The organism is Catenulispora subtropica (assembly GCF_039531675.1).
Lineage (GTDB): Bacteria > Actinomycetota > Actinomycetes > Streptomycetales > Catenulisporaceae > Catenulispora > Catenulispora subtropica.
In genome coordinates this window covers 1-13,527 of sequence record NZ_BAAAQM010000013.1, presented here as the reverse complement: position 1 = coordinate 13,527, position 13,527 = coordinate 1, and the positions used below count along the sequence as shown (strand labels likewise).

Genomic DNA, 13,527 nt, shown 5'->3' with positions numbered 1-13,527 from the left:
TGACCGTCACCGATGCGTCGCCGACGGTGAGACTACCCGGCGTATCAGTGTTCGAGGCAGGGGGATCCAGGGTGGCGAACCGTCGATGGCCGGTCAGGCCTGTGGAAGGCGGCGGCTCTCCGAGGGCTGACTAACCGACCGCCGCCCCGTTCAACCGCTCCACACTCTCGACCAACGGCGCCAGACGCGCGTCGGCGCCCGCTGCGTCCAGCGCCTCGCGCAGCGCCGCGTCGTGCGTCGGCCGGGCCTGGTCGAGCAGAGCCAGGCCGGCAGGCGTGACATCCGTATAGATCCCGCGCCGGTCTGTGGGACACAGGTAGCGGGCCAGCAGGCCACGATCCTCCAGCCGCGTGACCAGCCGCGTAGTGGCGCTCTGACTCAGCACCACAGCCTCCGCGACCTGGTTCATACGCAGGTGTCCGCCCTCCCCGTCGTGCTGATGGCTCAGCACCTCCAAGAGCGAGTACTCACGGGCACTCAGCTCATGGGCGCCCTGCAACGCGCGCTCGAGGTGGGCGTCGATCCGGCCGTGCAGCAGCGAGAGGGCATACCAGCCCGGTGCCGCGCCGACGGCGGCGGAGACGACGTCGTCCGTGGCGGTCATAGCTCCTCCTTTACCCGCCAGTATACCGCGCGTGCAATCGTTGCGTTTGCAAGTACATGCGTTTGCAACTATTGTTGGCGCCTGTAAACCTCGTAAGCAATCGCATGGAGGGTCCCCCACATGCCTCTCGCGCTCCTCGCGCTGGCCATCGGCGCCTTCGGGATCGGCACCACGGAGTTCGTGGTCATGGGCCTGTTGCCGCAGATCGCCGGCGACTTCGGCGTCTCCATTCCCTCGGCGGGCCTGCTGGTCACCGGCTACGCCCTCGGGGTGGTCGCCGGCGCGCCGCTGATGACCGTGCTCGGCACCAAGATCGACCGCAAGCGCATGCTCATGCTCCTCATGGGCCTGTTCACGCTCGGCAACCTGCTCTCCGCCCTCGCCCCGGTCTTCGTCCTGATGCTGGCCGGACGCATCGTCGCGTCCCTGGCCCACGGGGCCTTCTTCGGCATCGGCGCGGTCGTGGCGGCCGGACTGGTCGCCCCGGACAAGAAGGCCGGCGCCATCGCCACGATGTTCACGGGGCTGACCGTGGCGAACATCGTCGGCGTGCCGCTGGGTACGTACGCCGGTCAGGCCGCCGGCTGGCGCGCCACGTTCGCCGGGGTCGCGGCGCTCGGGGTCGTCGGGCTGCTGGGCATCGCGAAGCTGGTCCCGCCCCTGCCCCGCCCGGAAGGCACGCGCCTGCGCGGCGAACTGGCGGCGTTCCGCAACGCCCAGGTCGTCCTGGCCATGGCGATGACCGTCCTCGGCTTCGGCGGCGTGTTCGCCGCGATCACCTACGTGGCACCGATGACGACCCGCGTCACCGGCTACTCCGACGGCGCCGTGACCTGGCTCCTGGTCCTGTTCGGCGTCGGCATGTTCCTCGGGAACCTGCTCGGCGGCCGCTACGCCGACCGCAAGCTGATGCCGATGCTGTACACGACGCTGGGCGGCCTGGCCGTCGTCCTGGGCGTGTTCACCCTCACCGCCCACGACAAGGTCCTCGCCGCGATCACCATCCTGCTCATCGGCGCCCTCGGCTTCGCCACCGTCCCCCCGTTGCAGAAGCGGGTCCTGGACCAGGCGCACGGCGCGCCGACGCTGGCCTCCGCCGTCAACATCGGCGCCTTCAACCTCGGCAACGCGCTGGCGGCCTGGCTCGGCGGCGTCGTGATCGAGGCTGGGCTGGGATACACGGCGCCGAACTGGGTCGGGGCTCTGCTGGCGGGCTCGGCGCTGGTGCTCGCGGTCTGGTCGGCGGCATTGGAGCGGCGGGCCGGGGAGCGGCGGGGCGCCGGTGCCGGTGCCGGTGCCCATGACGGCGCCGATGCCGATGCCGGTGAAAATGCCCTGTCCAGACTTGTCCAGGATCCGCTATCGGAGGCCCGGGCATCCGGCATCGTGGAACACGTCTAGACGGCGTCCGGTCGGATGCTGGTCCGGGGAGGGATCACGTTGAGGACCGGGGCGCCGTGAAGAGGGCCCGGGCAGGCCGACAATCCGCACGGGGTGGTGCTGGACTTCCACAACCAGGTTGGTGGGGCTGAGCTGGTTGCGGACGGGATGTCCGGGCTCTGGACACAGTGGGGTTCCCGCCGCCGGAACGGGGGCGGCGAGCCGTATCAGAGGGCTGAAGATGGTTGTGAGCCCGGTTTCAGTTCTCTGAGCCACGCCATGACCGTCGCCGCCTCCGGGACACTGAGCCGAGTGAAGACCTGGAACGCCCGCTCGGCGTGTGCGGAGGCGGCGTCGGCCGGGCCTCCCGCGGCGGCCAGGACCGTCGCCAGGCCGAACTCGGCGCAGCCCTGCTCGTACAGGCCGGCGCCGGCGGTGGACAGCTCCAGCGCGGACCGGTAGTGCTGCCGCGCCGCCTCCAGATCACCCAGCCGCCGGCGCACCTCGCCCGTGTCGATGTGGATCTGCGCGGCCCAGCGGTTGTTGTCCCGGTCCCGGCACACCGCCAGCGCCTGCGACTGGTAGTCCAGCGCGGTGGCCGGGTCCCCGCGTTGCAGACTGGCCACGCCGAGCGTGTTCAGGGCCCCGGCCTCGTCGTTCGGGTCGCTGTACTCGCGCGCCAGCCGCAACGCCCGGTGCGCCCGGTCGGCGGCCTCCCGCGGCTGTCCGAAGCGCGCGTGCGCGATGCCCAGCCCCAGCAGCGCGTAGGTGCGGTTCCGGTGGTCGCCCAGCTCCTCGGCGATCGCGAGCCCCTCCTCCAGCGAGGCGAACGCCTGCTCCCGCTCGCCGAGCCGGGTCCGCAGCCGGCCGATGTTGCTGTGCGTCAGGCACTCGGCCTGCCGGTCGCCCAGCTCCCGCAGCAGCACCAGGTTGGCCTCGAACTGCTCGATGGCGTCCCGGTACCGGCCCAGGTCCCCGAAGGTCAGGGCGATGTTCGCCAGGTTCAGGGCCGCCGCGTAACGGTCGCCGTTCGCCCGGTTGGTCGCCAGCGCCCGGCGGTGGTGCTCCAGCGCCAGGTCGTAGCGCTGGGTGGCGTGGTAGCTCGCGCCGAGCGCGTTGAGCGTCGCCGCGCGCCCCCGCCGGTCGCCGATCGCGTCCCGGACGCCGAGCGACGTCCGCAGCTGGCACACGGCCTGGTCGTGCCGGCCGGAGGCGAACCAGGCGACGCCGAGCGCGTGCCGGATCTCGCCCTCGGCGTAAGCGTCGCCGAGCTGGAGCGCGGCGCGCAGCGCGTGCGCGTGCGTGTCGAACCAGTCGTCACGATGCCCGGAGCGGTAGAAGAACGTCCACAACGTGTTCGCGAGCCGCCACGCGTGCTCCGGCCACTCGGCGTCGGCTCCGTGCCGGATCATCGCCGCGAGCCCCGGCCGCTCGGCCTCCAGCCACGCCCGCGCCGCGTCCGCGCCGGCCGGATCCGGGCCGGGGACCACGGGCACGGCGGGCGGCGCGGGCAGCTCGCGCCGGTTCGGGTTCACCCGGTCCATCGCGGCGTTCGCGGCGTGCAGAGCCCAGTCGAACAACCGGGTCAGGGCACTGTGACGCTCCTGCTCGTCCTCCTCCAGCGCGGCCAGCTCCCCGGCATAGACCCGCAGCAGGTCGTGCAACCGGAACCGGCCGCCGGCGACCGGCTCGATCAGATGCACGCCGACCAGCACGTCCAGCAGCCGCCGGGTCTCGGCCAGGCTCACGCCGGCCAGGTTGGCCGTGCCCAGGGGGTCGAAGTCGGGGCCGGGATGCAGCCCCAGCAACCGGAACACGCGGGCGGCCGGGCCGGGCAGATCCTCGTAGGACCACGAGAAGACGGCCCGCACGTCCGACAGCGGGTCGCCGGCGGTCTCCAGCAGGTCCAGCGTGCGGGTCCGGTCGGCGAGCTCGGCGACCAGCCCGCCCAGCGGGCCGTCGGCGTGCCGGCCCGCCCGCTCGGCGGCGATCCGCACCGCCAGCGGCAGCCCCGCGCACCACCGCACCAGCTCGGTGCACGCCTCCGGATCCCGGTGCACGGCCTCGGGCCCGAGCAGCCGCCGCAGCAGCTCCAGCCCCTCCGTCGTGGACAGCCGGTCCAGCACCAGCCGGTGCGCGCCGTCCCGTGCCACCAGCCCGGCCAGACCGTCGCGGCTGGTCACCACCACGTGCGCGCCGCCCGCGCCGGGAAGCAGCGGACGCACCTGCTCGGCGGTGCGGGCGTTGTCCAGCACCACCAGCACCCGCCGGTCCACCAGGATGCTGCGATACAGCGCGCTGCGCTCGTCCAGATCGGCCGGGATCGCCCCGGCCCCCAGCGCCCGCAGGAAGCGTTCCAGAGCCACGCCCGACGGCAACGGTTCCCCGGGGTCGTAGCCGCGCAGGTCCACGTAGAGCTGCCCGTCGGGGAACCGCTCGGCCACCCGGTGCGCCCAGTGCACCGCCAGCGCTGTCTTCCCGACCCCGGCCGTGCCCACCACCACCGAGACCGTCATCGCCGTCCCGCCGCCGGACTCGACCAGCTCGTCGAGCCGCTTCAGGAACGCCTGACGGCCGGTGAACGCCATCACGTCGGCCGGCAGCTGCCGGGTCCGCGACGGCGCCGCCGCCGCGACGGCCCCGGCCGCGTCACCCGCCATCGCGGCCCCGCCGGCGCCGCCGCCACGCAACCGCTCCGCGCTCGCCGCCTCCCACGCGGTCGCCCACTCCCGCGCCTCGGCCGGACTCGCCCCCAGCGCCAGCACCACGGCGTCCAGCACGTCGGCGGGCATCAGCGTCGCCCCGGACAGGTAATTGGCAAGGCTGCTGCGCGGCACGCCGGTCGCGGCCGCCAGGTCCCGCAACGGCACCCGTGCCTTCCCCGTGCCGCGTGCGGCGCGCACCCGCCAGCGGTCCAGCTCTGCCAGCAGCTCCCGCATCAGGTGGCCGCCGACCACGCCGTGCGATCTCCCAGTCGTCATGGTCGAACCCATTGTAAGGCTCTGAGAAACACTTTTGCGAAGGGCGGACGGCGTGGCAGGACCCGGACTTCGGGGTAGGTCAAGCTCAGCCCGCGACCGCGCCGGCCCACGGGGTCACCCCCACGATCCGCCCGATCACCGCCCGGCGCGTCGGCCACCCGGAGCGATGAGAAGGTGATCACCCATGCTCGACGACCGCCGCCCGGACCGCACGAGACCAGGGGACGGACTCGCCGGAACCACGGCCGAGGAGATCGTCTACCTGGAACTGTGCCGTCTGGAGACCGCCACCACCGGCCAGTTGTCCCGCGCGCTGTCCCTGGACCGCGAACGCACCCTGCGCCTGCTCGCCGGCCTGCACACCCGCCGCCTGGTCCGGGTGGCTGAGAACGGGCCCACGGTGCTGTGGGCCCCGGTCGCCCCCGACGTCGCGCTCAGCCGCGTGCTCAACGACCGCGAGCACGCCGAACGCCATCTGCGCGAGGAGATCACCCGGCTGCTGGACGGCTACCACCGGGGGCCGGGACGCCGCGGACGGACCGGCGCGGCCGTCGCCGAGGTCGTCACCGGACGCGGCGCCATCGCCCAGACCTGGCGCGCGCTGCAGGCCGGCGCCCGCCGGGAGGTCTGGGTCCTGGACAAACCCCCGTTCGTCCAGCTCGACGCGGTCGACCCGGAGTTGGAGGCGCTGAGCCGGGGCGTGGCGTTCCGCGGCGTCTACGAACGCGCGTCGCTCCTGCTGCCCGGACGGCTCGAACAGGTGAGGAGCCTGATAGCGGCCGGCGAGTCCGGTGCCGTGGTGCCCGAGGTGCCGTTCAAGCTCGGCATCGTCGACCAGCGCTGGGCCCTGCTGCCGGTCGCCGCCGGCGCGGAGCTGGAAGAAGCGCTGGTCATCCGGCCGTCGCTGATGTTGGACGCGTTGGTGCACAGCTTCCAGATCCAGTGGGCGAAAGCCGTGCCGATCCCGCCCGCGGCCGGTTCTCCGGACGGCGGCGCGGAGAACCAGAGGACGGTCGACGAGGACGGCGCTCCGGGGACCCACGACCTGTTGACGTTGCTGACCGCCGGGCTGACCGACGACGCGATCGCACGTCAGTTGCACATCTCGGCGCGCACGGTGCAGCGGCGGGTGCGGGAGCTGATGGAGGAACTCGGCGCGCGCAACCGGTTCCAGGCCGGAGTGCAAGCCGCACGGCGCGGGCTGCTGTGACGACTTCCTGACAAGTCCAGAAGTCGCCAGCCCGGTTGCCTGGTCTCGGCCCGACCCCGCAATACCCTGCGACACAGGGCACATCGCTCCCAAACCGATAGGAGTCGCCGTGAATAATCAGAAAACCCCCACCAATGTCCGCCGACGTCGCACCACCGCCGTGACGGCGGCCGTCGCCGCCGGGCTGACCGCCGCCGTCCTCGCCATCCCACCCGCCGAGGCCCGGACCGCGCCCCCGGCGGCCCGGTCCTTCACCCCCGCGGCCGCGGCGGCCACCATCCGCTCGCTCACCGCCCGGCTCGGCGAGGACGAGACCGGCGGCGCCTATTACGACAAGACGACCGGCGCCCTGGTCGTCAATGTCCTGAACGCACAGGCCGCCGACCAGGTGCGCCGCACCGGCGCCCAGCCCCGGATCGTGCGCTACTCGATGAGCACGCTGCACGCGTCGGAAGCGGCGCTCAGCCGCCAGGCACGCATCGCGGGGACCGCGTGGTCCGTCGACCCGCGCACCGACCAGGTCGTCGTCAGCGCCGACCGGACGGTGCGGGGCGCCCACCTCGCCCGGCTCCAGGGCGCCGTCGCCGCCCTCGGTGGCACCGCACGTCTGCACTCGACGGCGGGCACGTTCCGTCCCCTGATTCTCGGCGGCGACGCGATCTGGGGCCCCGGCGTGCGGTGCTCACTGGGCTTCAACGTCAGCGTCGGCGGCCAGCCGTACTTCCTCACCGCGGGACACTGCGGCGAGGCGGCTTCCAGCTGGTCCGACAGCCGAGGCGGCTACGAGGTCGGGCAGGTGGTCGGCGCCACGTTCCCCGGGCACGACTACTCCCTGGTGCGGTACGACGATCCGAACTCCGCCCACGCCAGCGCGGTCGACCTCTACAACGGCTCCACACAGCGGATCGACGGCGCGACCGACGCCACCGTCGGAATGCAGGTGGAGCGCAGCGGCAGCACCACCGGGGTGTACGGCGGCACGGTGACCGGCGTTGACGCGACGGTCAACTACGAGGAGGGATCGGTATACGGGCTCATCGACACCGACGTGTGTGCCGAGCCCGGAGACAGCGGCGGGGCGCTGTTCTCCGGTGACCGGGCCGTAGGGCTGACGTCCGGCGGCAGCGGCGACTGCAGCAGAGGCGGGGAGACGTTCTTCCAGCCCGTGACCGACGCGCTGAACGCGTACGGCGCGACGCTGCCCTAGTTCCGAAGTTCCGACGTTCCTACCGCGCGCAGAGGGTTTGGACTCGACAGGTACAAACCCTCTGCCACTCCATCGGCAGGCAAGGGCTGGAGTGAGCGCTGGGATCGACAGCTCTCATTTCATAAGCGTCATGATCAGCCTCGCAGCCACTGCGGGCCTGGCAGCCGGGCACCACTCAACCGAGCGGGCCCTCCAGGCCGTCGGGCTCGACGAACTCGACCGCGTCCGTTTCGCGCAGCACCGCCCGTCGGGACTGTCCTTCAACCTGTACGACGCGGCCACAAACCGGCTCGCCGGCGGGCAGGTCTCCTGCTTCGGCGGCGGCACCGGTGCCGACAACGTCGTCTCTCCGATCATCGTGCCGAACCCGGGCACGTACACGGTGTTGACGATCCCCGAGAACGGCACCACCACCGGCACCGTCACCACCCAGCTCTACGCGGGCGGCGCGGGAACGACCGGCATTCCGACCGGGGCGGCGAGCACCGTGCTGGGTATCGCCGCGCCGGGTGAGTCGGCGCTCGCGACGATCGCGACGACCGCCCCGGACCAGACGCCGACGTCATCCGCACACCGGAGAACCCGGTCGCGCAGATCGGCGGCGTCGCCGTCCTGCACGGCAACCTCGCCCCGGACGGTGCCGTGATCAAGCACCTGGCCGCCGACCCCCGCCTGCTGACCCACACCGGCCCAGCCGTCGTCTTCGACTCCTACGCCGACCTTCGCGAGCGCATCGACGACCCGGCGCTATCGGTCACCGAGGACTCGGTGCTCGTCCTGCGCGAGTCCGGCCCCCTCGGCGGCCCGGGCATGCCCGAGTACGGCATGCTGCCGATCCCGCGCCACCTGTTGGAGAAAGGCGTGACAGACCTGGTCCGCATCTCCGACGCCCGCATGAGCGGCACCAGCTACGGCGCCTGCGTCCTGCACGTGGCCCCGGAGTCCCACGCGGGCGGACCGCTGGCCCTGGTCCGCACCGGCGACCTGATCACCCTGGACGTCCCGGCACGCACCCTGCGCCTGGAGGCCGACGACGCCGAACTCGCGCGGCGCAAGGCCGCCTGGCAACCGCCGGAACCGCACTTCGACCGCGGATACGGCGCCCTCTACTCGGCACACATCACGCAAGCGGATCAGGGCTGCGACTTCGACTTCCTGGCCCGTCCGGGCCGCAACCCGCTGCCCGACCCGCAATAGCCGTACAGCCGCGCCGACCGCACCGACCGCACCGACCACACCGACCACACCGACCGCACCGGCAGACACGTGGTACCTCAACGCAGGGATTGCGTCCTGGACCCCCCAAAGCCGAGTGCCCGCCGCAGGCACCCGCGACCAGGCCGGAGGAGCGGCTCCCTAGCACCGCACACCCCTCCGGCCCACGAACTAGTCTTGCCTCACCGACACCGTTTCAGCTCGCCGCGACATCATCGAACAAGGTGTACGTCGGGTCGCCGGCGTAGTTGTCGTCGTGCGACGTCAGGGTCAGCGTGTAGCTGTGCCCTGCGGTGATGGACGCGGTCACCTGCTTCCAACCCGAGCTGCTCACGCACGTCTTGGCCAGCACCGTCGTCGTCGTGCCCGCCGTGTTGTCCCGCAGCGTCGCCGTGGCCCAGTCGTAGGTCACCGTGTCCGGGCACGTCACGTTGTACCAGAACGACACCTTGCTGCTGCCGCTGGGCGCCGTGAAGCTCTGCGCGGCGCTGGAGTCGCCGTTGGTCGGCGTCGTCCCGCCGAGCCGGGCCGCGTAAGCACCCGAGTGCGCACCCGAACTCACGATCGAGGAGCCGGCTCCGGAAGTGGTCCAGCTCGACAGGTCGCCGGTCTCGAAGCCGCCGTTGACGATCTGGTTGTTCGGCGGCGGAGACGTGCTGCCGTAGACCGCGCCGCTGCCGTACAGCACGTTGGTGAATCCGGAGATGTAGTCGTGGATATCAGTGCTGGTCAGGTTGTACGTGAGATAGGCGCCGTAGCCGCCGGAGACGGTCTGCTGCGCGAGGCTCGTCGCCGTGCTCGCCGATGTCGAGCCGAAGTCGACGGCGGCCGGCGCGAGGCGGCTCTTCGGCAGGGCGATGCTCGGCACACTGAAGCTGCCGTACCACGGGTTCCACGCGTAGTCGAAGTCCGACGTGACATCGACGCCGTTGTACGACAACGCCGACGCGGACGGGCCGATATCGTACAGCGTGATCAGCTTGCCGGGCATGTCGGCGCGCAGGGCCTGCACCAGGTAGACGAAGGAGCTGGCGTTGGGCTGCGCGGTGCCGTTCACCCCGTAGTCGGCGTACTCGTCGTCGAAGTCGATGCCGTCCAGACCGTATGTGGTGACCGCGTCCGACAGCTGCTTGGCGAAGGCCGAAGCGGCGGCTTGAGAGGGGAAGTTGGCGAAGCCGGCGCCCTGGTGGTTGCCCAGGATGGACAGCTCGACCTTGATGCCCTGCTGCTGAAGCGGCTTGATCTGGGTCGCCGCGTTGTCCAGCACGCTCTGCACCTGCGGATTGAAGGACAAGTAGGCGTTGCTGCCGTCGTAGTTGATGTTCGCGGCGAAGATGACGCCGATGTCGAACACGTTGGCCCCGTTGCCGGCGAGGGTGTACTTGCCGACGTTCAGCATGCTGTTGCTGTTGACCTCGATGTACGCGACCGAGATCGGCCCGGTCTTCGTCGCGGCGCGGGCGGTCCCCGAAAGGCCCGTCACGGCCAACATCAGGGCACTGAGGCACGCGAACAGGGACTTCCGTCTCGGTCTGACTCTGGACAGCATCGAGCCATCTCCTCGCTGGGTGAAAGGCGATCGTGCGGGAAGACTAAACCGATTCAGTCACCGGGACTATCCAACCGGAGAGCCTGCTTGTCAAGGCTCATCCCGCCCACGTGCCCGCAGTGGGCCGACCCCGGCGCCCACCTCCCTGAACCACCTGAACCGGAAGGCTCCACCGCACCGGGACCGACCCCGCTCCCATCAGGGCACGGCAACCGCCGAAACCAACTGCTGCTGCCGGTTCGCCGGGTTGGTCCCGTCGTTGTAGGTCGTCACCGACGTGGTGTAGTCGGTGTAACCGCCGGAACCCGAGGATCCGACCACGTTCCCGAAGTAGTCACCGAGGAACGTGGTGCTGCTCGCAACGCTCGACGCATGCGGCGAGTTCAACTGCGGATCGAACGCATGCGGCGACAGCCGGATATTGCCGCCGAGCGGCTTCAACGTCGCGTCATAGAACTGAATCGCCGTATTGACGCAGTAGTTGGCAGCGCCGTACGGCGGCAACGCACCGCCGTAATCCGGGTTCGCTGTATCCAGCGCCAGCCCCGCGGCCGACGCCTCCACCGATCCGGCCGCCGGACAGGCCAGCCGCCGGTCATAGAACGCGACCGAAACCGTACCGTCAGCCGCGGCAGCCAGATTCGGCTGGAACTCGTCAGCGGGCGCCGCGTTGTCATTGACCCGCACCGGAGCGGTCCACGTGGCACCTCCGTCATACGAGGCCGTCAGCAGCGAGTCCGTGAAACCGGAGGTCACGTTCTCATAGGCCACATACAGCGGGTAGTGACCATCGACCAGCTTGTCCCCGGTCGTGAACGTGTCCTCGATTCCGCTCCGGAACGTCGTGTTCGCGTAGCCCATGGCGGCAACCGCCGAAGGCACCGGCGTACCGGCGACCGACCAGCTCGCCCCGCCATCCGTCGACACGTCGGCGACCACGGTCGTCACCGCGAACTTGTGCGCCGGGTCGGAGTTGGTCAACGTGGTGTACACGTCGCCGTCCGGCGTCACATGCGGCAGCAGGTACGTCGCGCCCTGCGGCGTGTGCGGCGGCTCGGGCAGCGCCTGCGGCGTCGACCAGGGCGTGTGCGTGCCGTCCGGCAACGCCTGCGCATAGGAGACGTAGGGAACCGGGACCAGGTCGTGGAAGTCGACCCACATCGCGTAGACGCGATCGAAGTGCGGGCTGCCCGGATTGGTGTCGATGGTGATCCACTGCTTGTCCGGCGCGTTGCCGATGGAGTCGTACGTCGCGATGAAGTCCGGCCGGCCGTTCACCGTCGCCTTCCAGTCCGTGGCCGACGTGGCGCCGTGCGGACGCACCTGGATCGCGATCGCCTCCGACGGCTCGGCGGGGTTCGGCTCCCGCGCGCCGCCGACACTGAAGTCGTGCGAGCCGTCGGCGTTGTAGAAGAACTGATACGGCAGGTTCAGGGAGTAGAAGTTCCCGTAGCTGTCGAAGGCGCCGACCGGGTCGGTGTCGTCGGTCCAGCCCTCATAGCCGGGCAGGTGTCCCTGGACCGGCCAGGTCCGGCCGCCGTCGAAGGACTCGAAGAAGCCGAGCTGGTGGTTGTAGCCCTCGGGGCTGACGATCCACTTCGACGTGCCGATCAGGTGCTCCTGGTCGGTGGGGTCGACCCGGATGTCGGACTCGGAGTGGTCCTTGACCAGCATCGGATCCGCGGCTGGGAAGCCGGGGTTGGAACCGGCCTGCGTGGGATACGGCGTGGCGCCGACGTCCTCGCCGGTCGTGGCGCCGGGGCAGGCGCTCTCACCGCTGTAGCCGTCGAGCGGCCCGAGGTCCGCCGCGTACGGCACCTCCGGCCGGTAGCAGCTGACCGCCGCGGCGGTCGCTTCGACACTGCGCACGTGCGCCCTGGTGTAGCTGGCGGCGAACTGGTCGTCGGTCTGGGTCCCACCGGCCGTCGCGGTGTGCGCGGGCGCCGCCGCCCACACCGCCGTGCCGACCAGAATCAGCGCGGCCAGAAGCGAAGTCGATCTGCGTCGGGGCATCGTCGGGTCAGTCCTTCCTCGAGAAAGCGGTTCTAGAGGTGGTTCCGGACTACGCAACTTGTAGAGGCGCTGTCGATCTCCGCCCCGTTACGCCCGCCTGCCGAGGTCGTCACCCGGAGCACGGCCCGGACCTCGTGCCCGAAGCCCCGGCGCGCGGTTCGACGGTCGTCAAGCGAACAACGCCTTCCCCCACCAGTCACCGGCAGCGGCCAGTCCGGGCGGCACCGCGAACAGGCCGCTGCCGGTGTGCCGGATGTACTCGTTCAGGTTGTCGTGCTGGGCGAGCCGGGACTGGATGGGGACGAACTGCTTGCGCGGATCCTTCTGATAAGCGATGAAGAACAGGCCCGCGTCGAGGAGACCGGTCGTGGTGTCGATGCCGTCGGTGTAGGAGTATCCGCGCCGGAGAAGCTTCTGCCCGTCGTTGTTCTCCGGAGCCGCCAGGCGTATGTGAGCGCGCGCGCCGATCACCGGCTGACCATCAGGGCCCTTGGCCGCGAAGTCCGGGGCGTCGAACTCCGTCTTGCCGGTCAGAGGGGCACCGGAGGTCTTGAAGCGGCCGAAGACGTTCTCCTGGTCGGCCAAATAGTCGGTGTCCCAGGACTCGATCAGCATCCGGATACGCCGGGCGACCAGGTAGCTACCGCCCTTCATCCACGGCTGGTCGGACTCCTCCCCCACCCACACGTAGCCGTCGAGGTCGGGCGCGCTCTCGGCCTTGATGTTGCGGGTGCCGTCCTTGAAGCCCATCAGGTTCCGCTCCGTCTGCTGCCCGATGGAGGTGGACGACGTGCGCCCGAAGCCCAGCTGCGACCAGCGGATCACCGCCGTGCCCCGGGCCAGGCGGGCGAAGTTGCGGATGACGTGGAAGGCGACCGTCGGGTCGTCGGCGCAGGCCTGGACGCACAGGTCCCCGCCGCTGCGGGCCGGGACCAGCGTGCCGTCGCCGGGAAGCGTCGGCAGGTCGGCGAGCGCCGCCGGGCGCCTGCCGGCCAGACCGAAACGCCCGTCGAACAGCGACGGTCCGAAGCCCACGGTGATCGTCAGCCGCGCCGCGCTGAGCCCTTCGGCCTCGCCGGTGTCGATCGGCGGTGCCTGCGGGGCGGTCTCCACCGCTCCCACCGGCAGGCCGCGGGTCATCTGCGAAGCGGCGGCCGCCCACTTGCCGAGCAGCATCTGGAGGTCGCTCACCGAAACGCTGGTGACGTCGAACGCCGCGAAGGCCAGGCGGTCCTGAGCCGGGGTGGCTATTCCCGCCTGGTGGGTACCGTAGAAGGGCACGATGTCGGCGGCCGGGTCGCGCGTAGGTGCGGCGGCCGGTGCGGCGGCCGGTGCGGCGGCCGGTGCGGCGGGCGGGGCGGCGGGCGG

Annotated in this window: 9 protein-coding genes and 2 pseudogenes; 5 read left to right on the top strand and 6 right to left on the bottom strand. The window is 71.1% G+C overall.

Going from position 1 to position 13,527, the window contains the following annotated elements:
* Positions 1 to 130: 130 nt before the first annotated feature.
* Entirely contained in the window at positions 131 to 604 is a 474-nt protein-coding gene (locus ABD466_RS13440; RefSeq protein WP_344657339.1) for a MarR family winged helix-turn-helix transcriptional regulator, read from the bottom strand.
* A 120-nt stretch (positions 605 to 724) separates the two neighbouring features.
* Between ABD466_RS13440 and ABD466_RS13435 the strand changes: the two genes are divergently transcribed.
* Complete coding sequence (locus ABD466_RS13435) at positions 725 to 2,005, top strand: MFS transporter (RefSeq protein ID WP_344657338.1); 1,281 nt, start codon at positions 725 to 727, stop codon at positions 2,003 to 2,005.
* 206 nt (positions 2,006 to 2,211) lie between these two features.
* Here the strand turns inward: ABD466_RS13435 and ABD466_RS13430 are convergent, their stop codons facing one another.
* Positions 2,212 to 4,965, bottom strand: a complete 2,754-nt coding sequence (locus ABD466_RS13430; protein WP_344657337.1) for an ATP-binding protein — start codon at positions 4,963 to 4,965, stop codon at positions 2,212 to 2,214.
* Between the two features lie 184 nt (positions 4,966 to 5,149).
* Here ABD466_RS13430 and ABD466_RS13425 point away from each other — a divergent pair, with 184 nt between their 5' ends.
* From ABD466_RS13425 to ABD466_RS13410, 4 genes and pseudogenes are all read left to right on the top strand, one after another.
* Entirely contained in the window at positions 5,150 to 6,175 is a 1,026-nt protein-coding gene (locus ABD466_RS13425; protein WP_344657336.1) for a LuxR C-terminal-related transcriptional regulator, read from the top strand.
* Positions 6,176 to 6,284: 109 nt separating this feature from the next.
* Positions 6,285 to 7,382 (top strand): S1 family peptidase, encoded by a 1,098-nt coding sequence (locus ABD466_RS13420; RefSeq protein ID WP_344657335.1) that lies wholly within the window; start codon positions 6,285 to 6,287, stop codon positions 7,380 to 7,382.
* 130 nt (positions 7,383 to 7,512) lie between these two features.
* On the top strand, positions 7,513 to 8,028 hold the full coding sequence (locus ABD466_RS13415) for a hypothetical protein (protein WP_344657334.1): 516 nt from the start codon (positions 7,513 to 7,515) through the stop codon (positions 8,026 to 8,028).
* Positions 7,935 to 8,579 (top strand): annotated as a pseudogene (locus tag ABD466_RS13410) (IlvD/Edd family dehydratase); the annotation flags it as partial. The gene ABD466_RS13415 and the pseudogene ABD466_RS13410, both read left to right, overlap by 94 nt.
* A gap of 214 nt (positions 8,580 to 8,793) precedes the next feature.
* Here ABD466_RS13410 and ABD466_RS13405 read toward each other — a convergent pair.
* The 4 genes and pseudogenes from ABD466_RS13405 to efeB form a co-directional block, all read right to left on the bottom strand.
* Entirely contained in the window at positions 8,794 to 9,228 is a 435-nt protein-coding gene (locus tag ABD466_RS13405; protein ID WP_425558640.1) for a hypothetical protein, read from the bottom strand.
* 24 nt (positions 9,229 to 9,252) lie between these two features.
* A pseudogene (locus ABD466_RS13400) lies at positions 9,253 to 10,089 on the bottom strand (endo-beta-N-acetylglucosaminidase H); the annotation flags it as partial.
* A 255-nt stretch (positions 10,090 to 10,344) separates the two neighbouring features.
* Positions 10,345 to 12,159, bottom strand: a complete 1,815-nt coding sequence (locus ABD466_RS13395; RefSeq protein ID WP_344657333.1) for a sialidase family protein — start codon at positions 12,157 to 12,159, stop codon at positions 10,345 to 10,347.
* A gap of 168 nt (positions 12,160 to 12,327) precedes the next feature.
* Positions 12,328 to 13,527, bottom strand: a 1,200-nt coding sequence (efeB, locus tag ABD466_RS13390; RefSeq protein WP_344657332.1) for an iron uptake transporter deferrochelatase/peroxidase subunit, incomplete at its 5' end; no start/stop codon positions are given.